Source organism: Bradyrhizobium yuanmingense, from assembly GCF_025200905.1.
In the GTDB taxonomy this organism is placed as follows: Bacteria; Pseudomonadota; Alphaproteobacteria; order Rhizobiales; family Xanthobacteraceae; genus Bradyrhizobium; species Bradyrhizobium yuanmingense.
Genome location: NZ_CP104173.1, coordinates 6,266,039 through 6,288,684, shown reverse-complemented (window position 1 = coordinate 6,288,684; position 22,646 = coordinate 6,266,039). Strand labels below are relative to the sequence as shown.

The window sequence follows — 22,646 nt, the reverse complement described above, 5'->3', positions numbered from 1 at the left end:
CTCGCAATCGGCTCCCATCGGCACCGTAGTCTTGCGGGCTCGCAAAGGTTAACCCTAACGATTCTATAGCTTTGCAATTCCGTTAAGGAACCATTAAGGTCTGGCTACTCGTGGAAGTTGCTTGGAGTCAGAGGTTGCAGATGAAGTCCGGAGCCGAACCGAACACGGCGCTCCTTCCACGAGGCGCCGCGTTGTTTGACCGCATCGATTATCGGCTCATCGAAACGCCCGAGGACAAGGACAACCTGTATCTGATGCGCTACCGCGCCTATCTGCAGGCCGGTCTGATCGAGCCATCACCTTCGCTGCGCGTCAGCGATCGTTTCGACGAAACGCCCAACACCTGGAATTTCGGGGTCTACGTTGACGGAGAGCTTTGCAGCTCCGTCCGCATCCATCTGCTGACGTCGGAATGGCGGATGTCCTATACCACCGAGGTGTTCGGCGACATCCTGCATCCCCGCCTCGATCGCGGCGAGGTTTTTGTCGATCCGTGCCGGCTCGTTGCAGATCCCGACAAGCACCACCGCTTTCCCGAGCTGCCCTATTTGACCGTCCGCCTCGCCTTTGTCGCGTGCGATCATTTCAACGCCGACACCGGCCTTGCCATGATCCGGACCGATCATCAGGCGTTCTACCGCCGCATCTTCCTGCACGAGACCATTTCGCCGGAGCCGCGGGGCTTTCCGGGCTGGCCCACCAAGAAGGCGGTCCTGATGGCGACCGACGTCCGGCGGCAGCGGGACAAGGTGCTGGCGCGCTTTCCGATCATGCGCTCCAGCGCGTTCGAGCGGCGCATGCTGTTTGAACGCAGCATCCCCCGCCAGGCCGCCACGCGGCCGATTCTGCTCACCACGCCGCGGACCCTGGACGTGGCCTCTCAAGCGCTCGGTTCGGTCTAGGCGGGCGCCCCCGGTCATTTCGGCCCAAAATTCCATCAAGTGCCGGCCCTTTTGCCGGCCGACGCGGCTTGCCTTCACCCTCGCGCCACATTTACAACCCATTAACCATGACGTTTGCTTTTCGCTGGTTGGGGGCATTTGACCGGCTGAGGCAAGGTTCCGTCAAGGTTGACGGAACGTTCGCTTAACCAACCCCCTGTAGACCGGACAGCAGTGGACTAACGTGAGCGTGGAGGCTCCGGAATGAGACATCCTATGCGTATCCTCCAGGGATTGAAGCTGGCCGCGGTGCTCGCCGTCGCGCTGTCGATGGGCGCCTGCGCCAACAAGAATGCCGCGACGGATGCGATGGCCAATGCGGCGACGCCCGGCAGCCAGCAGGACTTCGTCGTCAACGTCGGCGACCGCGTGTTCTTCGAAAGCGACCAGACCGATCTGACCCCGCAGGCGATCGTGACCCTGGAGAAGCAGGCGCAGTGGCTGCAGACCTATCCGCGCTACTCCTTCACCATCGAAGGTCATGCCGACGAGCGCGGCACCCGCGAATACAACATCGCGCTCGGCGCCCGCCGTGCCCAGTCGGTCCGTTCGTTCCTCGCCTCGCGCGGCATCGACCCGAACCGCATGCGCACGATCTCCTACGGCAAGGAACGGCCGGTCGCCGTCTGTAACGACATCTCCTGCTGGTCGCAGAACCGCCGCGCCGTCACTGTCCTGAACGCCAGCTCCTGACGCTCGGTCAGGTCCCCGGTGGTCAGTCAGGCCCCGTTCAGCTTTGCAATTGGATATGCCGGCGCCCTCTCGGGCGCCGGTTTCGTTTCAGCATTCTGTGACTGAAAACCCCTTGGTATCAGTCACATTTTTGGCGTACTCCACTTCGATGTGTGGCGCGTCGAAGGTTCCGTCGCAGGCCATTTCGCTTTCGTCGTCAGGGCAAGATGTCATCCAGATTTAAGGCTTTTACCGGTACCGCGGCGACCGCCGCGCTGCTCTCTTTGTGCTCGCCCGCGCTTGCGCAATCGGTCTACGGGCAGTCGGATGATGTCGACCCGGAGATGCGGATCGAGCGGCTGGAGAACCGGCTGCGCCAGCTCACCGGCCAGAACGAGGAGCTGCAATATCGCAACCGCCAGCTCGAAGAGCGCCTGCGGGCGCTCGAGGGCGGCGCGCAAGGGGCGCCCGGGCAGGCACCAAACGTCGCGGCGATGCCGCCCGCGCAGATCGCACCCAGCCAGATTGCACCAGGTCAGGTCGCGCCCGGCTATCGCCAGCCGCCGCCGCAACAGCAAGCCGCGCAGCCGAGCTACGAGCAGCCGCAGATCGCCGCGCCCGCGCCGATCGTTCAGGAGCAGCCGGCGCCCGGCGCTCCCGGCACACGCCGCCGCGGCGATGCCTTCGACCCCAACCAGAACCCGAATGCACCCGGCGCGCCGCGCGCACTCGGCGGCGGGCAGCAGCCGATGCCGGCGGTCACGCCTGGCGGCGGCCGCAATGCGGGCGAGCCGCTCGATCTCGCCAACACCAGCCCGCGCTACCAACAAGGTGTGCCGCCGGCCGCGCAGCCCGGCTATCCGCCGGCACAATCGGGTTATCCCGCACCGGCCGGTGGCGCTGCTTTGGCCACCCTGCCGCCGTCGGCGACGCCCCGCGACGAGTTCGACCTCGGCATCGGCTACATGCAGCGCAAGGACTACGCGCTGGCCGAGCAGACCATGAAGAACTTCACGCAGAAATTTCCGAGCGACCCGCTGGTCGGCGACGCGCAATACTGGCTCGGCGAGAGCTATTTCCAGCGCCAGCAATATCGCGATTCCGCCGAAGCGTTCCTCGCCGTCACCACCAAATACGAGAAATCGGCCAAGGCGCCGGATGCGCTGCTGCGGCTCGGCCAGTCGCTCGCCGCGCTGAAGGAGAAGGAGGCCGCCTGCGCCGCCTTCGGCGAGATCGGCCGCAAATATCCCCGCGCCTCCGCCGGCGTCAAAGCCGCCGTCGATCGCGAGCAGAAGCGGGTGAAGTGCTGATCCGCTGACAAAGCGGATGGCGTTGCGCTAAACATTCGGTCCATCCGCGGATGATTGCAGCGTCATGTCAGACGACGACGATTCACCGATCTCGGCGCGCGAGGCGAGGCGGCTCTTCGCGGGCCTGAGAGATGCCCCGGCGCTGGTGCTCGCGGTCTCCGGCGGGCCCGACTCGGTTGCGCTGATGTGGCTTGCAGCGCGCTGGCAGCGCAGCCTCGCGCGAGGCCCGCAAATCACGGTCGTCACGATTGATCACGGCCTGCGCCCGGAGGCCGCCCGTGAGGCGCGCGAGGTCAAGCGGCTCGCCGCGGCGCTCGGATTGCCGCACCGGACCTTGCGCTGGCGCGGTGAAAAGCCGAAGACGGGGCTGCCTGCCGCCGCGCGCGAGGCCCGTTACCGCCTGCTCGCACAGGCCGCCCGTGCCGCCGGCGCGAGCCATGTGCTGACGGCACACACCCGCGACGACCAGGCCGAGACCCTGTTGATGCGCCTGTTCCGCGGCAGCGGACTTGCCGGACTCTCGGCCATGGCTCCATTCACCGAGCGCGACGGAATCGTGCTGGCGCGTCCGTTGCTCGACGTTCCGAAATCGCAGCTGATCGCGACCTTGCGGCGGGCGAGGATCGGCTTTGCCGAGGATCCCACCAACCGGGACACCGCCTACACACGGCCGCGGCTGCGCGCGCTGCTGCCGCTCCTCGCGGCCGAGGGCGGCGACGCCAGAAATCTGGCGCGGCTCGCGACAAGGCTGGCGCGGGCCAATGCGGCGGTCGAGGTGCTTGCCGACGGCGCCGAGCGCTTCCTCCGCCTGCGGGATCGCGGCGATGCGCCGCAGGCGAGTGTCAGGAGCTTCGAGGCCGCGACCTTTGCCGCCCTGCCGGAGGAGGTGCGGCTGCGGCTCCTGCTGCGGGCCATCAACGCGCTCGGCCATGAAGGGCCGGCGGAACTCGGCAAGGTCGAAACCCTGATGTCGGTGCTTGATCGGGCGATCGCCGGCCCCGGTGCAGCCGCAACTGGCCGGCCGGTTCTGAAGCAGACCCTCGCGGGAGCCTTGATCAGCCTTGCCGGCGGGCGTATCCAGATCGCGCCGGCGCCGGCCCGGCGGCGCAAGGGCAGATGAGCGCGACGAGAGCGGATCATGACACCGGTCAATTCGCGTCCGTGCCGTCAGGCCACCTTAACCAGGCAGGAAAAACCCGGGTTCGGACGCCATGATTTCAGCGGGAATCGCGCTAAGATGGGATAAATAGTCCCATCTCGTTCCCTTGGCAGCGACCGGGGCGGCACCTAAATTGTATCCGTCTAACGATGAGGATTCCTTGGGATTTCCTCGCATTGACCAAATCAACTGCCCAAGGATCACGGCCGCGATCCGCGCGACCACGAAGGAAGATCGATGAACGCCAATCTGCGCAATTTCGCCCTCTGGGTCATCATTGTCTTGCTGCTGTTGGCGTTGTTCACGCTCTTCCAGAATCCGGGTCAGCGGGCCTCCTCGCAGGACATCGCCTTCTCGCAGCTGCTGAGCGAAGTTGACCGCGGCAATGTGCGCGACGTCGTGATCCAGGGGCCGGACATCCACGGCACCTTCACCAACGGCTCCAGCTTCCAGACTTACGCGCCGAACGACCCGACGCTGGTAAAGCGCCTCTATGACAGCAAGGTGCAGATCACCGCGAAGCCGCCCGGCGACAACGTGCCGTGGTTCGTCTCGCTCTTGGTCTCCTGGCTGCCCTTCATCGCGCTGATCGGCGTCTGGATTTTCCTGTCGCGGCAGATGCAGGGCGGCGCCGGCAAGGCGATGGGCTTCGGCAAGTCGCGTGCGAAGATGCTGACGGAGGCCCATGGCCGCGTCACCTTCGAAGACGTCGCCGGCGTCGACGAAGCCAAGCAGGACCTGCAGGAGATCGTCGAGTTCCTGCGCGACCCCGGCAAATTCCAGCGCCTCGGCGGCCGCATTCCGCGCGGCGTGCTGCTGGTCGGCCCTCCCGGCACCGGTAAGACCCTGATCGCGCGTGCGGTCGCGGGCGAAGCCAACGTGCCGTTCTTCACCATCTCCGGTTCCGACTTCGTCGAGATGTTCGTCGGCGTCGGCGCGAGCCGCGTCCGCGACATGTTCGAGCAGGCCAAGAAGAATGCGCCCTGCATCATCTTCATCGACGAAATCGATGCCGTCGGTCGTCACCGTGGCGCCGGTCTCGGCGGCGGCAATGACGAGCGCGAGCAGACGCTGAACCAGCTGCTGGTCGAGATGGACGGCTTCGAGGCCAACGAAGGCGTGATCCTGATCGCCGCCACCAACCGTCCCGACGTGCTCGATCCCGCGCTGCTGCGTCCGGGCCGCTTCGACCGTCAGGTCGTGGTGCCGAACCCCGACGTCGTCGGCCGCGAGCAGATCCTGAAGGTGCATGTTCGCAAGGTTCCGCTGGCGCCCGATATCAACCTCAAGACCATCGCGCGCGGCACCCCGGGCTTCTCCGGCGCCGACCTGATGAACCTCGTCAACGAGGCCGCTTTGACCGCCGCCCGCCGCAACAAGCGGATGGTGACGCAGGCCGAGTTCGAGGAGGCCAAGGACAAGGTGATGATGGGCGCCGAGCGCAAGTCGCTCGTCATGACCGAGGAAGAGAAGTTGCTCACGGCCTATCACGAGGGCGGCCACGCCATCGTCGGCCTCAACGTGCCCGCGACCGATCCGATCCACAAGGCGACCATCATCCCGCGCGGCCGTGCGCTCGGCATGGTCATGCAGCTGCCCGAGCGCGACAAGCTGTCGATGTCGCTGGAGCAGATGACCTCGCGCCTCGCCATCATGATGGGCGGCCGCGTCGCCGAAGAGCTGATCTTCGGCCGCGAGAAGGTGACCTCGGGCGCGGCGTCCGACATCGAGCAGGCCACGCGCCTGGCCCGCATGATGGTGACGCGCTGGGGCCTGTCGGAAGAGCTCGGCACCGTCTCCTATGGCGAGAACCAGGACGAGGTCTTCCTCGGCATGTCGGTGTCGCGCACGCAGAACGCCTCCGAAGCCACCGTCCAGAAGATCGATTCCGAGATCAAGCGTCTGGTCGAGGAAGGCTACAAGGAGGCGACGCGCATCCTCACCGAGAAGCGCGCCGATCTCGAGACGCTGGCCAAGGGCCTGCTCGAGTTCGAGACGCTGACCGGCGACGAGATCGTCGACCTGCTCAAGGGCAAGAAGCCGAACCGTGAGTCCGTGCTCGAGCCGACCACACCGCGCGCCTCCGCCGTGCCCCCGGCCGGCAAGCCGCGCCCGCGTCCCGATCCGGATCCCGGCCTGGAGCCGCAGCCGCAGGCGTAATTCCAAGCGGCAGTTGAGAATCGAAAAACGCGGCGGTAACGCCGCGTTTTTTATTGTCCGAGCGCGCTTCGCGAGCTGGCATTGCGCTGGCCCCTCCCGCAAGGCAGGCGCCGCCGAACCAAAGCGTTCTGTTCCGGCGCCATCGTTCGAGCCTGGGCCGTTTTGCCACAGCCATCCGGCTAAATCGGTTGCGGTGGGTCAAGAAGGAGCATCTCGACAGCGTTAGGTTCCGACTCGTCAAAGGAGGCACACATGGCTTTCAAGGATGTTCTGTTGACCCTGGCGAGCTACCCGGAGCCGACGCCGGTTTCAGTGATCGACGATGCCGTCTCGGTGGCCGCCACCCTGGGGGCGCACCTCGCAGCCATTTCCTGCGAGGTCCATGCGGAGGTGCGCGCAAGCCTGCTCGGGGATGTCATCCTGGACATACCCGCGCTTATTGCGCGCGAGGCCGCCAAGAGCCGCGAGAATGCGAAAGCCCTGCTTGCCGCATTCGAAGCCTCCGCCGACAAATCCGGCGTCCGGCATGAGACCATCTTCGAGCACTGTGCAACCGCCAGCGAGGCCGCGCTGCTGGTTGACTATGCAAGGCTTCGGGATCTCACGATCATGGCGGTGCCGGACTCCCATGATCTGGGGTACGCCGAGGAGGTGATCTTCGAATCCGGCAGGCCGACGCTGATCCTGCCCACCGGCCCGCGGTCGCGTCCGTTGCGGCTCGACGCCATCTGCGTGGCTTGGGACTTCAGCCGCACCGCTGCGCGAGCGGTTTCCGACGCACTTCCTTTGCTTGAAAGCGCAAGAAGTGTGCGCGTCGTGACTGTCACCAATGAAAAGCCCCTGGATTCCAGACATTCCGGCCGAGAACTGGCGAAGAACCTGGCTCGTCACGGCATCGAGGTCGTGCTGGATGAGATCGATGCCGAGAGCAAGCCGATCGACGAGGTCCTCACATCTTACGTGCTGTCCCACGGCATCGACGTCCTCGTGATGGGCGCGTACGGAACGCCGAGGTGGCGGGAATTCGTGCTCGGCGGCGCGACCAGGGGCCTGCTGTCCAAGCCGCCGATCCCGATCCTGTTTTCGCATTGACGCTTGGTGACGCAGGAGGTGGCGCCGCTCGGGTCTACGAAACTCGTCAGATCGCTGACGCTCACGCACGCGGTCCTCTATGGGCTCGGCGTGACGATCGGCGCCGGAATCTACGTCCTGGTGGGCGCGGCCGCTGCCCGGAGCGGAATGCATGCACCTCTGGCGTTCCTCGTTGCCGCGGTCGTGATGGGCGTGACGGCCGGGAGCTTTGCCGAACTGGGCACGCGACTGCCGGTCGCGGCGAGCGAGGCCGCCTATGTCCAGGCCGCGTTTCATCGAAAATGGCTCAGCGGTGCCACAGGGTTGCTCGTGGTGGCTGCAGCGACGATTTCGGGCGCGACCATCACCGTTGGGAGCGCCGGCTACATCAGCGTGTTCCTGCCGCTGCCTGCCAGCTGGATCATCGCCGGCGTTGTGCTCGCGATGGGAGCGATCGCCTGCCTGTCCGCGGTTCAGTCCATCAGCTTCGCCGGCTTGATGACGGTCGTGGAGATCGGAGGATTGGTCCTCATTGTCGGAGCCGGGCTGTTTGAGGGCGACGCCCTGGTCTCCCGGCTGCCCGAACTGTTGGCTCCCCTGAACGATAAAGCAGCGTGGACCGGGATCGCACAGACATCGCTGCTCGCCGTGTTTGCATTCATCGGGTTCGAGCACCTCGTGAACATCTCCGAGGAAATGAAAAATCCGTCCCAAACGCTGCCTTGGGCGCTCTTCATCACCCTCGGCGTGACGGCGCTCCTCTACATGATTGTCGTCTGGGTTGCGGTGGTCGCGGTGCACCCGGCCGAGCTCGCGCACGCCTCGGCTCCGCTTGCTTTGGTCTTTCAGCGGTTGACTGGTCTTCCCCTCTCGGTATTGAGCGTCATCGCGATCGTTGCGACGGTCAACGGGATCATCGTTCACATGCTGATGATCGGACGTGTGCTGTACGGGCTTGCGGACCAAGGCAGCCTTCCGGCCTTTCTGGCCCGGGTGAACGCCAGAAGCGGAGCGCCGGTGGTTGCAACCCTCTTCGGCGTGGGCGCCATCCTGATCCTCGCGCTCGGCATTCCCTTGACCGGATTGGCCGAATGGACCTCACGCCTGACGCTCGGGATCTTCGTCCTGGTCAACCTGGCGCTTCTTCGCATCAAGACGAGAGAATCCAAGCCTCCCGCCGGCGTGTTCTTCGTGCCCATTTGGGTGCCGATCGCAGGACTGTTCACAAGCGCCGCGTTGCTCCTGATCGATCTCGTGCGATAGCGCCCGCGTGGCGTTTTGGCGGAGGGCCCGGGCGTTGCGATGGCGGTTCTCTCGCTTCCGCACGCGCGATCGGTGAAACATTAAAGAACACCTTAACAATTAAGGCCTAGCTTGGCCCGCCATGACTGATCAGGTCGTCTCCAGCGCGGTTCAACCGTTTTCGGCGCGTGCAGTGCTCCCTTGGGCTGTGGGGCTCGCCGTCTACGCTGTATTGCTGGCTGTCGGCCCGAAGCTGCTCGGAGATCCCGACAGCTATTCTCACGTCGAGCTCGGGCGCTGGATCATGGCGCATGGGGCCCTGCCGACGAGTGATCCATTTTCGTTTTCGAAGCATGGCGCGCCCTGGATCACGTTCGAATGGCTGTCGGAAGTCATCTATGCCGGAGCCTACGTCCTGTCCGGCTGGTCCGGCGTCGTCGTCGTCGCGGCCGCGGCGATCGCACTCGCCTTTGGTCTGCTCACATACTTCCTGCTGCGCGAGCTGTCGCCGACCCAGACGCTGATCATGGTGATCGCGGCCGTCATCCTGACGGCGCCGCACATGTTGGCGCGGCCACACGTGCTCGTGATGCCCATCATGGTGATCTGGGCGGCTGCCCTGGTGCGTTGCATGGATCATGGCAGGCCGCCACCATACTGGGCCCTGCCGCTGCTGGTCGTGTGGGGCAATCTGCACGGCAGCGGAGTGCTGGCGCTTGGCTTGATTGGACCCGTGGTGCTCGAGGCGCTGCTGCGCGAGGAGCGAAGCCAATGGCCACGCGTGCTGCTGCGCTGGGTGCCATTCACACTGCTTGCCGTCGCCGCATCCTGCCTGACGCCGCATGGGCCGGAACCGCTGCTGATGCCGATCACGACACTCGGCCTCGGTCCCGCGCTCGCCTGGATCGCGGAATGGCGGCCGCAGGATTTCAGCCGCATCGGCGGCTTCGAGCTGCTGTTGCTGGGGGGCATCTTCGCGCTCTCGCGCGGCGTCACGCTGCCGGTCGTGCGGACCCTCGTGGTGATCGGCTTGCTCCATTTCGCGCTGGCGCAGATGCGCAATGCGGATCTGCTGGCCATGCTGGCACCGCTCTACCTCGCGGCCCCGCTGGCCCGGAGGTTCGGCGGGCCGAGCGGGAACGAGACCGACCGCTCCTCGCGTGGCTTGAACCTGGCGGCATTCGGCATCTTGGCCGCGATGAGTGGATTGGCGCTGGCGCGCGACATCCGGCCGGCTCCCCTCATCACCCCCGAGGCGGCGGTCGCCCGTGCCGACCTCGCCAAGGCGGGGCCGCTGCTCAACGATTATTCCTTCGGCGGCTATTTGGTCTTTGCCGGCATTCCAACCTTCATCGACGGCCGCGCGGAACTGTTCGGCGGACCGTTCATCGACCGCTACAATCGCGCCCTGGCGCTGATTGACCTCGGAGATTTTCTCAAGCTGCTCGACGACTACAAGATCCGCGCGACGCTGCTCGCACCGAATACGCCCGCCACAGCGATGCTTGATCGGTTGCCGCACTGGCAGCGCGTGTACAGCGACGATGTGGCGGTCGTCCACAAGCGTCGGGAGATGCAGTAAAGCCCGCTCGGCAGCAGCATCGAAGACCAGGTGTTGGCCTCACGTCCGAGATGATTGCGGCGGATCACTCGTTGATTGCGTGCTTGGCGGGTACGGTCGCCGCCTCGTTGCGATCGAAGCCGGCTCGCTTCTGGACCACGTACAGTGGACGGCGCTTTACTTCGGCATGGATGCGGCCGACGTAAAGGCCCACGATCCCCGTCATCAGCATGTTCATTCCACACAACAGCGAGAGGAGGACGATGGTCGAGGACCAGCCGGTCACGAGATGAGCGTCGTTGCTCAGCCACATCACGACGACCCAGCCGCCGTAGAGCAGAGCGAATGCCGAGACGGTCAATCCGCACCAGATCGCCAGGCGCAAGGGCAGATCAGAAAAGCCGAGCGCGGCGTTCACCGCTAGGCGGATCATCTTGAACAGGGGGTACTTGGTCTCGCCCGCAGCGCGCTCGAGGCGATGGAACGTGACCTCGGCCTGGCGGAAGCCGAGCCAGGCGATCATGCCGCGTACGAAGCGATCCTGCTCCGGCATCTGCCTGAGCGCGTCCAGCACCTTGCGATCGATCAGGCGGAAGTCGCCGACGTCGGCGGGGATGCCGACGGAGGACATCTTGCCGAGCAGCCGGTAGAACAGGTGTGCGGTCGCGCGCTTGAATCGGCTCTCTCCCTCGCGCGACAGGCGGCGGGCGTGGACGACGTCGTTGCCTTCCTGCCATTTTGCGATCAATTGCTCGATCACTTCGGGCGGATCCTGCAGATCGGCGTCCATGACGATGATCGCGTCGCCCTGCGCGGCGTCCATGCCGGCGGTGATGGCGACTTGATGGCCGAAATTCCGCGACAGGCCGATATAGCGAAAGCGGGCGTCGCGCACGGCGAGTGCCTGCAGCACGATCGAGCTGGAATCGCTGCTACCGTCGTCGACGAAAATCGCCTCTGCCGGCCCGTCGAGCCGGGACAGCAGCAAGTCGAGCCGGCGTAACAATATCGGCAGTACGGCTTCCTCGTTGAAGACGGGAATGACGAGGCTGTAGCGGATCGGTCCGGAATTGGCCGCCATGCGAAGGAGTCCAGCTGGGTTGCAGGGGCGGAAGTCTATGGGCAGGTGGTTAAGGTCGCCTTTCTCAGGACTTGCGGCGAATCCTGTAGAGGACGAACCGATCCGAGGTCTGCAATAGTTCCAGCAGATCCGGCAGCGGGTTTGCGGCCCGCGGTCCCAGCACATAAAGGTAGTCGAAATCCCGGTACCAGGTGCGGACAAAGCGCGGCGAGTCCGCCGGCGGGCGGCCCGCTGCTATCGCGGTGAGCAGGCCTGAGGACACCAATCCGCCATCCGGAGTGGCAAGATGGCGCACGGCCTCCACGGCCCGAACAGGCTGCTTGCCCGCCTCCGTGAAGAGATTGGGCACGAACGCATTGGCATAGTGCACCGCCAGCGTTGGCGCATAATACATCGGATACGCGGTGAGATTGGCGAAGGGCGGGTCGCCCGCTTCGTCCGCATTGCTGACGAGGACGCGCGAGCCGCGTTCGAGCTTGCGGAACGACTCGACAATGGCCGCGTAGTCAGCGCGGTAGGGCAGCCATACCGTGAAGACAACGGCGAGATTGATCAGCGTGATGCTGCTGATCGCAGCGAGTGCAGCCATCCGCCAAGCCCGGCTTGGCAGCGACAGCGAGCAGAACGCCGGCAGGATCAGCGCCGCAGCAGGAAACACGCGGAGGTCGGCGAAAGAGGTCCCGAACAGTCTCGAGGGAATGGCCACGTACAGGAGCGCAAGACCGAGCGCGATCCAGATCCCGGCGGGCTCGAGCCTGAGCAAGCCGCGCCTTGCGGCGAACAGCAACGCGGTCATGAGGGTCAGCCCCGTCACCGCCGCGGCCGTCAGATTGTAACCGTTCATGATGCGGAGCGGCCAGACCGGCTTGAATGCGAGGAACCAGTCATTGCCTTGGCTTCCGATCGCGCCTGCCGTGACATGCATGATCGCAAGCAGCGCAAGCGCCGGTAGGGCTAGCGCGCCAAGCCGCGCGGCCGCGACGGGATAAGCGACCCGCCCTTGGCGGATGCGCGACAGCTCGAAAAGGCCGAGCGTTGCGCCATAGATGCCGAGCGAAAAGAAATGCGCCACATAGAGCGCGGCGACGAAGATCAGATTGGCCATGAAGCGCAGCGGCCAGGGGCCTTCGGCCAGCATCAGATAGACGGCGATGCCCCAGAGCGCGAGGCCGAGCCCGAACTCGAAGTTCACGAAACCCCAGCTGAACGGCAGGCAATAGAGGAAAGCGAGCGCGGCGAAACCGGCGAGATGGATGCGTCCCTTCCGGACCCATTCGAGCAGAAGCGCACCGGTGACGATCAGGCATTGGCTCAGCAACAGAAACAGCCGCGTCGCGTTCTCGACGCTCATCAGCCGCGCCAGCTGCGGGACCAGCAGGTCCATTCCGAGGTTGGGATAGAAGGCCCACCTCACCTCGTAATACGGATTTGCGCCCGCGGTGCCGTTCTGGCTCAGAACAGACATGCGGGCGAGGTGATTGGGATAATCGACCATCGCCGGAATGGGCGTCAGCAGCACCGGAACAAACGAGACCACAGCCAGCATCGCAAGCACAATCATCGCCACGGCTCGGTCCGGGTCGGGACGCGCCGGATCTGTCAGGATCGGCTTGCTGGAAGGAACCATCTGATGAAGTCGCTGAGGCCGAAGACGCGCGCTGGAGCGGGTCGTCACTTCGAAGGCGCCACGGTCGCGCCGTCTGCGGCGTCGCGCACGTGGATCACGGCGATGTCGTCCGCATAGATCCGCTTCCAGCCCTTGAGCTGGTCGAGGATCTGCGGGCCCGGCGCATCCGCGCCCAGCAGTGTCGCATCGATCTTGTGCTCGTCGAGCAGGCGTGGCAGCAGCTCGGGCTTCTTGCCCTCGGTCGCCTTGAAGAAGTCCATGATGAATTTCTCGCCGTAGAGCTCGGCGCGGCCGTCGACGAAAACAGGTATATCGCGCGAGATCAGATAGCCGCCGAACTGGTAGGCGTTGAAGACGCGCTGTAGCTTGCGTTGCTCGAGCAGGTCGACCGCCGCGACCGGCGTCTGCGTCATCGTGAAGGTGAAGCGGTGGTGCCCCAGATAGAGCGAGGTCGAGGTCCAGCTTGCCGCCACGATCATCAGCGGGCCGAGCGCCGTGACGTAGCGGCCCGGCCAGCTTTCGACACCGGCGGCCTCTGGCTGTGGCTGCGGGAACATCTCGCCGAGCGGCTTTGCCAGCACCAGCGGCACCAGGAATGCAAATGCGTCGATGCTCCTGACGTGGCTCAGCGCGCTCCAGGTCAGGAAGAGGATCAGGAAGATCCGGGGTGCCGACAGCACCAGGCCGCGATAATAACCGAATGCGATCAGGGCGAGCAGGGCGCCTTCGAACGGGGTGAACGTGGCAAAGTTCGCCGGCATCCATTCGACGATCAGCGTCAGCAACTCGCCGAGGCTGAGAATGTTGGTCGCGCCCTGCAGCGTTCGCCAGCCGTACGGCGTGCAGCAGCTCGCGATCAGCGCCCCGAACCCGAACAGCACCCAGCGCATGAACAGGGCGAGCCGCCGTCCCTTCCCGGCATGCTCGACCGCTTCGAGCGAGATCGGGCCGATCAGCGCGAGCCCGAGCACGAAGCCGCCGTGCAGGTTCGCCCACAGCGCCATCAGCGGCAGCCAGGTCCAGGACGGCGCGCTCCGGCGGCTCGCAGCCGCCATCAGCAAGCCGACCCACGCCACCATCACCGGCAGCGCCAGGATATGCGGCCGCGCCAGCACGTGATGGATCGACAGCAGCAGCGCCAGCATCGCGAACAGCACCGCGCGCGGGGCTCCGATATGCGCCTCGAGCAGATGGACGAAGATCGCGACGGTGAGCGCGACGGCGGCCGCGGTGAGGATGACGGGGCCTGCCCAGCCCCAGTGCGCATGCGAGAAGGCGAACGCGACCTGCGACAGCCAGGACGTCGAGATCCACGGCGCGCCCGTCCGCGTGAAGGAATAGAAGTCGATCATTGGCATGGCGCGGTGATCGAGGATCCATTGCCCGATCTTGATCTGCCAGAACGAGTCGGAATCCTGAAGCAGCGTATCGCCCAGGAACAGGAAGAACAGATAGGCGCCGGCGCCGACGCACAACGGCACCAGGGCACGCGCGCGGCCCTGCACCGCGATGCTGTTGGCGAAAGAAAGGGACATGCCGTCTCGTCGTCCTGGTTGTTCTTGCCGGCCCGAGCGGGCGGCATTGGACCACGCCGGTCATAACTTCGGGTAAACCGGCCGCGCCAGGCCGGCGTCAGATGCTTACAATTTAACGGATTGTTTCGAACTTGGATTTACCATGGGCCGATACACGCAATCCGCTCGGTGTTTACGCAGCCGAATTAACTGCGGTGCAATTCTTTGCCTCTATGTTCCGTTGCCATGGTCGGGCGGCGCTGGGAAGCCGAAGAGACCAGATCAGTTGTAGCCTCGTGTACTCATTTGGAGCACTCTATGAAGAACCTCGTTGCGCGTTTCATGAAGGATGAATCCGGCGCCACCGCCATCGAATACGGCCTGATCGCTGCCGGCATCGCGCTGGCGATCATCACCGTCGTCAACAACCTCGGCACCACGCTGAACACGAAGTTCAGCTCGATCTCGACCAGCCTCAAGTAAGGCCGGACGACCAGCGGAATAGCGAAGGGCCCCGTCATCGACGGGGCTCTTTTGCGTTGTCCAAGAATCGGCGCGGGGCGTTCGACGATCAGGCTTAAGCCTCCTTCAAGCCACTCGGGTGTATGGCTTGGGCGCATCCGCCTCACATCATCGCGCAAGGAAGCCGCATGGCCGAAGCCTCCTCCGTTCCGCCTGCAATCGGCCGTCACGGTGCGGTCCCAGCGATCCTCGTCAACATCTCCTTCGTGCTGGCGATCGTCACGCTGGCGTATTTTCCGACGGCCTATCTCGCCCATCTCTGGATCTTTGACGCCGACGGGCGCGGCATCCCCACTGATTTCGTCAACGTCTGGGCGGCCGGAAGACTGGCGCTCGAGGGGCATCCCGCGCAGGCCTGGGATTGGGACATTCAGAAGCAGGTCGAGCTTGCGCTTCTCAAGCAGGATTTTGTCGGCCATTTCGCCTGGCATTATCCGCCGCCCTTCCTGTTCGTCGCGTCCTTCCTCGCGCAATTTCCCTATACGGTGGCGTTCATCGGCTGGGCCGCGTTCAGCATGGTGCCCTATCTCGCCGTGATGCGCGCCATCATCGGGCGCAACGCGGGCTTGGTAATTGCGGTTGGATTTCCGGCCGCCTTCCTCAACATCCTGGTCGGGCAGAACGGTTTCCTCACGGCCTCGCTGATCGGCGGCATGCTCTATCTGTTGCCGACGCGGCCGGTGCTGGCTGGAATCTGCCTCGGCCTTCTCAGCTACAAGCCGCAATACGGATTGTTGTTTCCGCTTGTCCTGCTCGCCGCCGCCGAATGGACCGTACTGTTCAGCGCCGCGATCGTCACCGTTGCGATCGCTGCACTATCCTGGTTCGCCTTCGGCACCGAAAGCTGGCAGGCGTTCTTCCACTGGATTCCGATGTTCTCCCAGGCCTTCCTGACCGAGGGCAGGGCGCCCTGGTTCAAGATGCAGAGCATCTTCGCGCTGGTGCGCTATCTCGGCGGCACCGAGCAGCTCGCATGGATCTTCCAGTGGGTGTTGACCACAGCTGTTGCCGTGGCGCTGGTCGTGGTGTGGCGGAGCCGGCTGCCCTATGCCCTCAAGGCGGCGATGCTCGCGACCGCGGCGCTGCTGACGACGCCCTATCTCTTCATGTACGATCTGGTCGTGCTGGGCATCGCCGTGGCCTCCTCATCAGAGCCGGTCTCGACGAAGGTTTCGCACGCCACGAGGTGATGGCGCTGGCGCTCGTCTTCGCGCTGCTTGCGAGCTTCCTGTTTCTCGGGCAGCCGGTCGGCTTCCCGGCGATCCTGATCGTGTTCGGGCTGATCCTCGGACGCTGCGCAGCCTGGCGGAGTGCCGAGACCGCATCGGCGCAGCTCGCTCTCACGCGAACGAGCTGAGGAGTTCAGTCATGCTCGGTCTCCGGGTGAGACGTTGGGGCGTGAGGCGTTCGCGGTCAGCGCAGTGATGGAGGCTGCACCATTAGGCGGCGGAACAGTTGATATTCCTCAACTGCTGCGATGGGCCCGTTCCGGACACCGCGTTATCGCTTCCTTTCCCGCTCGGCGATAATTCGAGCCATCGAGGAAAACTCCTCCTCATGTGCAGCAACGGCCTGCTCAACGGTGGCGAACCATCGACTGCGTTTCTTCGGCTCCACTTCGATAAAGAGCTCGATGAATTGGCGGTCGAGCTCGCGACGGGCGTCGACCGTCACCGGCAAGGCATAGAAGTCGGCGCTTTGGACGCAGAAAAGGTGCGACGCAACATCCTCAAAGCATCTGAAGTGAACTGCTCTTTTGGCGTCAATTCGTTTCCAGACGGAGAGTTCTCGATACATCCGCGTCCACCGACCAGCTCATAATCTTCGCGCAATAGGTTTTCCGTCCTGCTGCTTAGATGCAGCGTATAGCACGAAGCGGAAAGTTCGCTTAGGTCAAAGGCGCCGGTTTGGCGAGCGCCAACAGCCAAGGCTCCCCTTTTTCGCCTGCGAGGTTCCCGTGCGAACCGTTGACGTCTCGCCCGCAATTGAACGGGCACTCGATGTCTTCATCGAACTCGATGGCGTCGCGCAACAGGAAATGTCGCCACTCAAGCTAACGCTGGCGACGTCACTGACGAGGCTTGCTTTGATCTATCATTGGACAACCGCCACAGCAGACGAGCGGCGAACAAGGGGAGGATCAGTAGAGCAATCGGTATTTGCGCGAAGCCGAATGGAAACATCAGAATAGGCAACATCCACAACGCAAGCGAAAGAACTTGATCGGCGAATGCTTCGTTTCCGCGCTGACGCAGAAGCGCGACAATCCATCCGAATACGACCATGTCGTAGTTCATGATCCAGGGTGAAAACAAGAAGGTTGCGGTAACGAAGAGCGCTAGTGAGAGGACCGGATCGCGCTTGCGCCAGAACGTCCAAACCACCGCACCGACGGCGCATACCGACGCCGCTCCTTGCACCACCCAGGCCAAATCAGCCGGAAGACCCGCAAGGCGGGCGTTGATCAAGGCTGAGGCAACGATCGGCCAGCCCATGATACCTGCCACGTCGAGCAGTTCGTGCTGTTGCGGCAAAACTTTATGCCAATATGCGATCCAGATTTCTGGCCCAAACCATGCTGCAGTCGCGGCGACAAGCGACACGGTCATGACGACGGCTGAACCAATGACTCGCCAGTGCCCTCCCAGCACCAGCACGATCGGAAGCAGGAGTCCGAGTTGCGGCTTGATAGTCAGCATACCAAACAAAATTCCAGCGAGTATCGGCCGCCGCTCGAGGTTTGCCAGACCGCCGATCAAGAGCGCAGCGGTCAAGAAGCCATTTTGGCCGAGGAATACGTTAACCGTGACGGCAGGTGCGACGGCCAGAAACACCCAGTATTTTCGTTCGACACCACATGATGTTGCCGCCCAAACATACAGGGCAAGCCCGGTGACGCACCACACAATGTACGACGGCAGAAAACCGAGCAAACCAAAGGGCCAAATGAAGAACAGAAGATGCGGCGGATACGACCAATACAGAGGTGCCAAATCGGGAATGCCGGTCACCTTCGCTATCGCAGCCATGTAGGCGCTGGAATCAAACCAGTCCGCAGGGCCGCCGGAAAAAGCCGATCGGCCGCCTATCCAAGTGTTCAGAAAATCTCGACCAACCGGAAAGCCGCCTGGGTCAAGTACGAACGATGGGAACGACTGGGCTGCTGCCAGTTGGAAGTCAAATATGACAACCGCCAGCAGAATGGCCGCAGCGACCACGGTGAGGGACGCGTAGATCCTTACTGATGCTGGTTGTCTGTGCCAAGCTTGCCATGACTCATTGTACGCTCAAAGGGTAAGGCCTCTGTTCGAGAGGCGCGATGGTTCTCAAGTTTGAGTTCCGCGCGGACGGCGACTAATGCGCAGTCCGCGCGATCAGCGGGCAACTTTCGATCACCGTGCCGGGGCGGGCGCCCTCAATGGTGACGCAGGGCCGGGAGCGATCGATGGTGAGCTCGTAGCGATCCAGCAGCGCGCTGCGGTCCGGATCGCCGCGCATGTGCAATTCGCGGACGCCGCCGGGCAGCGGCGTCTTCAGCCCGGCGCGAATGCGCTGGTCGAAGATGCCGCCGGGGACGATCGGCACGGCGATATCGGCGAGCAGGTAGAAGCGCGATTGGGAGGGCAGCTGCGGCGCGATATAGGCCAGCGGCTTGCCGAGGATGAAATAGGTCGCGGGCTGATCGAGCTCGTGGGCGATCTTCGGCCGGTAGAGGTCGGACCAGGGGCGGTGCCACCAGTCCGCCGGCTGCGACCACGCTGCGATCGCGACTGCGAGCGTCAACGTCAACACGGCGAGCGGACGAGGGGACGCCGTCAGCGATGACGGTCCGGTGCTCGCGGCGAGGCGCGTGAGCAGGAGAACGATCAGCGGACCGCACAGGAGCTCCAGAACCACCGCATAGCGCTGGATCGAGAACAAGCCGAGCCATGCGAGGTAAGAGGCCGCAAACAGCACCACCAGCTGCACGTCACCCCGGGTGAGGATCGCGCTCTTGCGCCTCGCGCGGACCCACAGGCCGAGCACGAGCAGGACCATCACCACCGCGAAGCGCGCGTCGCGGAACGGATGCTCCGCGCCGCGGTGGTCGCCGATCAGCCAGTAGAAGGGGTAGGCCAATGCGTCGAGCACGCCATAAGGCATGAACTGCGCATCCATCAGGTTGACGCCGGCCACCTCGCTCGACTGGAACAGTGCATTGAACAGCGGGAAGATCGGATTGCCGGTGTCGCGCCACGTGATCAGGCACCATCCGCCGCCGGTGAGCGCCGCGCCGGCCATCCCGCCGATGCCAAGAAGCGCGATCGCGCGAAGCGGACGCGCGGAGACGAGCAGCGCCGCGGCAGCGCCGATCGCGTAGACGACATTGGTCAGCTTCAGCCCGACGGCGGCACCGATCAGCAATCCCGCGAGCAGGACGCAGATCGCGGGTCGGCGATCCGCCACCAGGATCAGAAGGCAGCCACCGATCACGGGCAAGGCCAGCAGCACGTCGGAAAAGCTCGTGCCGACTTCCGAGAGCGTCATCGGACCCGAGGCAGCGATGACGACCACTGCTGCGACCGGCGCGATGGTCGCGGCCTGGCGCAGCACCAGACGTGCGAACAGGCAGATCAGCGCGAGGTTGAGGCCGTGAACGGCGCCGATGATCATCAGCCCATAGGGCGCCGGCAGCACATGGCGGAGATAGTAGACTGGGAAATAGACGAGCGGATTGAAGTAGGTCTGAAAGCCCGGCGGGACCACATCGACGCCATAGCGGCCGTTGAGAACGGCCCAGACATTGTATTCGTGGTAGTTCTGCCAATCCCAGTTGACGTCTTCGCCCATCGCCAGGGTGTAGAGCGCGCCCGCCAGCATCGCGCAGACGACAACGGCGGTGGCTGCAAGCGCATTGCCGCGCTGCTTCGCCCTCCACGACCGCCGCAGCCTGTCGGCCGCGGGAAGGGACATGACCTCTCGCGGATCGGAAGAAATCGCCGCGCGTTCCAGCATCAAGGCGCCATATGCGCCGGGAACATCAGGAGCAGAGCCGGGTCGCTGAACCGCAGAAAGCCCGCTCGTGAAACGCATTGCCGAATTCCAATTTACAACCGTATGACTATGGATAGCCAGTTAAAGTTGTATGAATCGATGCGGGAACTTTGCGTGATTGCACGTCAAAGTCGCGAGTAGTCGAGGGCTCGAATCGGTCCTCCGGGTCGACCTGCAGCGTTTAGGGCCTGATGCCCATGCGCTCGCGCTCATCGTTCCAGAATTTCTCTTCTCAACTCCGATACTCTGCCTCGCTCATCGGAAATCCGGCCAAATGCCAATGACCGCCATCGTCCGCGTACACGACGACAAAATAATCCCTCTCCAGCTCGGACTTGGTACGCGGCACCGGAATTAGGGAATGGGTTTGATCAGTTACTCCGAACGTCGCGTCGAAGACCGAGTCGACCGATGCATTTCCGCTCTGGACTTCGAGAACCCTGAGGCTGACCGCGAGACGCTCCCTGAGAGAATCGTTCCCACGGCCTCCCGGTGGAATCCGCCCACCCAGGCCGGCCGCAGTCCCCAGTAGCCGCACTCTCGCCAGCAGTACTTCCTTGGCCGTCGTGGGTAATGTTGACGTGCGAATATCGCTCGGAGGCTTATCGAGAAAGTACATAACGGGCAGCTCGGATCCGGCTGTGAGCAGCATCTTTCGTTCTCCTCTCCAAGATGAGCTTGCCGGGACCAAATGTGCCGCGAATCGGACTTGGAGGGTTTGGTTCTTGGTCGGCTGCTCGGCCGAAAAGATGGCTGTGGGCAACGCCAGAACGAGAATGGCGCAGCTTGCTCCGCGTGCAGCGAGTTTGCGTCTCATGACGACGCACCATCAACGTTCATGTCGTCGGCACGGTCGCCCAGTCTTTCGTTTTCTTTGATTGTTGCTGCCGTGGAGAGGCGTCTCTTACCGCTGCGACTCTCTATGGAATTCCATCATTGTTCGAGGCGGGACTTCTTGACATTGCACGACAGTGCGAGGTCGCGCTGCATCGCCATCGATGCCTTCAATCGTGATAGTCTGGCGGCTTCTGCTCCATACGACCCGGCGGGGGACCTCGAAATTCATCGAGAGCGTGACGTCATCCTGGCCGGCATCGGTGACTTCACCGCGAAACCCTCTTCCCTCCTTGCCACGCTCGAAGAGTGCTTGTTTCGAAGCTGCATCCATCGTGAAGTACACAGCGCCCGTGTGTTCACAGCGTACAGAGATCGGATTCAGAATGGGATCGCGAACCCCGAAGCTCAAAATGCTTCTCGGGGGCGTGACAGTGCACGGATGGGTTAATGTCGGCCGAAAGGTGGGGTCGTCGAGTCCCGGCCAAGTCATCGTCTTCTTGTTGCTATCAAAGATCAGGCCGATCCGACCTGGACGAACGCGCAGCATGAATTCGATCTTTCCATCGTTTTTGGAAATGATTTCTCCAGAACGTGTAGTGATGCCGAAATTTGTTTCGAGGTCTATCGGCGGCGTCTCAAACACGACAGCTTTGCCATCGACGTCGAACGTCGCGAAGTAGAGGCGGGCGGGAATGCCGCCTTCACACCGCACCGAAAATAATTCACCGGCTGCCGCGCAGTCTGGCGTCGGCATCAGAAAGAGAATGAGCGCGAGGCCCAAGAGCCGCTTCATGACGCACGCTCCGTTCGTCCATGAGACTGTCCACCGCAGCTTGAGAGAGCGCCGAGTCTTTCGAGGCTTCGAAAACTGCCTGGCAGTGAAGATCGATGCCATCAGCACACTGCACCAGGCGCGCGTCAACGTCTGGCTGCGAACAGGATAAATGAACCTATAAGTATATGATCGTAGCGCAATCCAGCCGGAACACTCACAGGCGAACACCGACCACTGAATTCACATTGTGCGATCCAAGCCCTCCAAGAATACTCGTTCAGTCTCTCGACCGGTTCGTTTGACGCCCCCGTCCGCCCACCATGACGCCCCACGCATTTGCATCTTGTCATTCACCCTGAATAGTTGTTCAGTCCTTGCGGGGCGATTTGCATCTATTGCGTGAGAAGCGTTCGGCCGCAGGGCGTGCGGCCGGCGTGTGGGACAGGAAGCGCGCCATGGTTTATCGGCGGACGCATCAAGTGGTGAAGCGCCTTGCGGCGCGGCGCAGCGCCATTCTGGCGGCGGCGCGGGAGGCGGCGGCGGAAGGCGGGATGGCGGCGGTGCAGATCGCGCCGGTCGCGGTCCGGGCCAATGTCGCGGCCGGCACCGTCTACCGCTATTTCCCCTCCAAGGCCGAGCTGATCTCCGAGCTCATTGCCGAGGTCTCCCGCGACGAACTCGCGGCGATCCGAAGGGCGGCCGATGCCGCGCCGGGGCCGTCCTCGGCGCTGGCGGCCGCCGTGACCACCGTGGCGGTGCATACGCTGTCGCAGCGCCGGCTGGCCTGGGGCATCCTGGCCGAGCCGGTCGATGTCGATGTCAGCGCCTCGCGCCTTGCCAGCCGGCGCGAGATCGCCGGCGAGATCGCCTCCCGGATCGACGCCGCCGTGCGTGCCGGCCATCTGCCGGCGCAGGACACCGCGCTCGCCGCCACCGCCTTGCTCGGCGCGCTGCATGAGGCGCTCGTCGGCCCGCTCGCGCCCGACAATCTCGATGATCCCGTCAAGATGCGCGATGCGGTGCAGACCGTGACGCTGCTGGCGCTGCGCGCCGTCGGCGTCATGGACGCTCGTGCCCGCGGCCTCGTGGTGCAGCAGACGCTGCTGCCGACGACCAAGGCACTGGTCGGCGCCTGAGCCG

General features: G+C 63.8%; 20 protein-coding genes. 12 read left to right on the top strand and 8 right to left on the bottom strand.

All coding sequences use genetic code 11. The features are described 5' to 3' along the window. Positions 1–140 precede the first annotated feature (140 nt). From N2605_RS29090 to N2605_RS29055, 8 genes are all read left to right on the top strand, one after another. On the top strand, positions 141–902 hold the full coding sequence (locus tag N2605_RS29090; protein ID WP_035998571.1) for an N-acyl amino acid synthase FeeM domain-containing protein: 762 nt from the start codon (positions 141–143) through the stop codon (positions 900–902). Positions 903–1,145: 243 nt separating this feature from the next. Beyond that, positions 1,146–1,634 (top strand): peptidoglycan-associated lipoprotein Pal, encoded by a 489-nt coding sequence (gene pal / locus N2605_RS29085; protein WP_035998574.1) that lies wholly within the window; start codon positions 1,146–1,148, stop codon positions 1,632–1,634. A 206-nt stretch (positions 1,635–1,840) separates the two neighbouring features. Further along, positions 1,841–2,923: a tol-pal system protein YbgF gene (ybgF, locus tag N2605_RS29080; protein ID WP_109142503.1), complete on the top strand. Its 1,083-nt coding sequence runs from the start codon at positions 1,841–1,843 to the stop codon at positions 2,921–2,923. 64 nt (positions 2,924–2,987) lie between these two features. Next, positions 2,988–4,043, top strand: coding sequence for a tRNA lysidine(34) synthetase TilS (tilS, locus tag N2605_RS29075; protein ID WP_260344235.1), 1,056 nt, complete (start codon positions 2,988–2,990; stop codon positions 4,041–4,043). A 276-nt stretch (positions 4,044–4,319) separates the two neighbouring features. Then, complete coding sequence (gene ftsH / locus N2605_RS29070; RefSeq protein WP_035998585.1) at positions 4,320–6,242, top strand: ATP-dependent zinc metalloprotease FtsH; 1,923 nt, start codon at positions 4,320–4,322, stop codon at positions 6,240–6,242. A 252-nt stretch (positions 6,243–6,494) separates the two neighbouring features. Next, complete coding sequence (locus N2605_RS29065) at positions 6,495–7,334, top strand: universal stress protein (protein WP_225146443.1); 840 nt, start codon at positions 6,495–6,497, stop codon at positions 7,332–7,334. 6 nt (positions 7,335–7,340) lie between these two features. Beyond that, a complete protein-coding gene (locus tag N2605_RS29060) occupies positions 7,341–8,576 on the top strand; it encodes an APC family permease (RefSeq protein WP_260347520.1) in 1,236 nt (411 codons plus the stop codon). A gap of 121 nt (positions 8,577–8,697) precedes the next feature. Next, positions 8,698–10,137: a hypothetical protein gene (locus N2605_RS29055; protein ID WP_225146445.1), complete on the top strand. Its 1,440-nt coding sequence runs from the start codon at positions 8,698–8,700 to the stop codon at positions 10,135–10,137. 64 nt (positions 10,138–10,201) lie between these two features. On the opposite strand, the gene N2605_RS29050 is transcribed toward N2605_RS29055, so the two are convergent. From N2605_RS29050 to N2605_RS29040, 3 genes are all read right to left on the bottom strand, one after another. Beyond that, complete coding sequence (locus tag N2605_RS29050) at positions 10,202–11,197, bottom strand: glycosyltransferase family 2 protein (RefSeq protein WP_225112948.1); 996 nt, start codon at positions 11,195–11,197, stop codon at positions 10,202–10,204. 64 nt (positions 11,198–11,261) lie between these two features. Then, positions 11,262–12,758: a hypothetical protein gene (locus N2605_RS29045; protein ID WP_260347519.1), complete on the bottom strand. Its 1,497-nt coding sequence runs from the start codon at positions 12,756–12,758 to the stop codon at positions 11,262–11,264. Positions 12,759–12,868: 110 nt separating this feature from the next. Beyond that, a complete protein-coding gene (locus tag N2605_RS29040) occupies positions 12,869–14,359 on the bottom strand; it encodes a hypothetical protein (protein WP_260344234.1) in 1,491 nt (496 codons plus the stop codon). Positions 14,360–14,656: 297 nt separating this feature from the next. On the opposite strand from N2605_RS29040, the gene N2605_RS29035 reads away from it, so the two are divergent. The 3 genes from N2605_RS29035 to N2605_RS29025 all read left to right on the top strand — a co-directional run bounded on the left by N2605_RS29035 (position 14,657) and on the right by N2605_RS29025 (position 16,217). Continuing rightward, positions 14,657–14,821, top strand: a complete 165-nt coding sequence (locus N2605_RS29035) for a Flp family type IVb pilin (RefSeq protein ID WP_035998610.1) — start codon at positions 14,657–14,659, stop codon at positions 14,819–14,821. A 167-nt stretch (positions 14,822–14,988) separates the two neighbouring features. Then, positions 14,989–16,050: a glycosyltransferase family 87 protein gene (locus N2605_RS29030; RefSeq protein WP_260344233.1), complete on the top strand. Its 1,062-nt coding sequence runs from the start codon at positions 14,989–14,991 to the stop codon at positions 16,048–16,050. Then, a complete protein-coding gene (locus N2605_RS29025; protein WP_260344232.1) occupies positions 16,050–16,217 on the top strand; it encodes a hypothetical protein in 168 nt (55 codons plus the stop codon). Before N2605_RS29030 ends, N2605_RS29025 begins: the two co-directional genes overlap by 1 nt. Positions 16,218–16,360: 143 nt before the next feature. Here the strand turns inward: N2605_RS29025 and N2605_RS29020 are convergent, their stop codons facing one another. The 5 genes from N2605_RS29020 to N2605_RS29000 form a co-directional block, all read right to left on the bottom strand. Next, positions 16,361–16,657: a hypothetical protein gene (locus N2605_RS29020; protein ID WP_260344231.1), complete on the bottom strand. Its 297-nt coding sequence runs from the start codon at positions 16,655–16,657 to the stop codon at positions 16,361–16,363. A gap of 251 nt (positions 16,658–16,908) precedes the next feature. Further along, positions 16,909–18,078, bottom strand: coding sequence for a glycosyltransferase family 87 protein (locus N2605_RS29015; protein ID WP_260344230.1), 1,170 nt, complete (start codon positions 18,076–18,078; stop codon positions 16,909–16,911). 136 nt (positions 18,079–18,214) lie between these two features. Continuing rightward, positions 18,215–19,813 (bottom strand): glycosyltransferase 87 family protein, encoded by a 1,599-nt coding sequence (locus N2605_RS29010; protein ID WP_260344229.1) that lies wholly within the window; start codon positions 19,811–19,813, stop codon positions 18,215–18,217. 313 nt (positions 19,814–20,126) lie between these two features. After that, positions 20,127–20,546 carry a hypothetical protein gene (locus tag N2605_RS29005; RefSeq protein ID WP_035998618.1) on the bottom strand — a complete coding sequence of 140 codons (420 nt, stop codon included), beginning with the start codon at positions 20,544–20,546 and terminating at the stop codon, positions 20,127–20,129. 252 nt (positions 20,547–20,798) lie between these two features. After that, a complete protein-coding gene (locus N2605_RS29000; protein WP_260344227.1) occupies positions 20,799–21,524 on the bottom strand; it encodes a hypothetical protein in 726 nt (241 codons plus the stop codon). Between the two features lie 437 nt (positions 21,525–21,961). Between N2605_RS29000 and N2605_RS28995 the strand changes: the two genes are divergently transcribed. Further along, the gene (locus tag N2605_RS28995; RefSeq protein ID WP_057028549.1) at positions 21,962–22,642 is read left to right on the top strand and encodes a TetR/AcrR family transcriptional regulator; all 681 of its coding nucleotides are present in this window, start codon (positions 21,962–21,964) and stop codon (positions 22,640–22,642) included. The last annotated feature ends 4 nt before the right edge of the window (positions 22,643–22,646 follow it).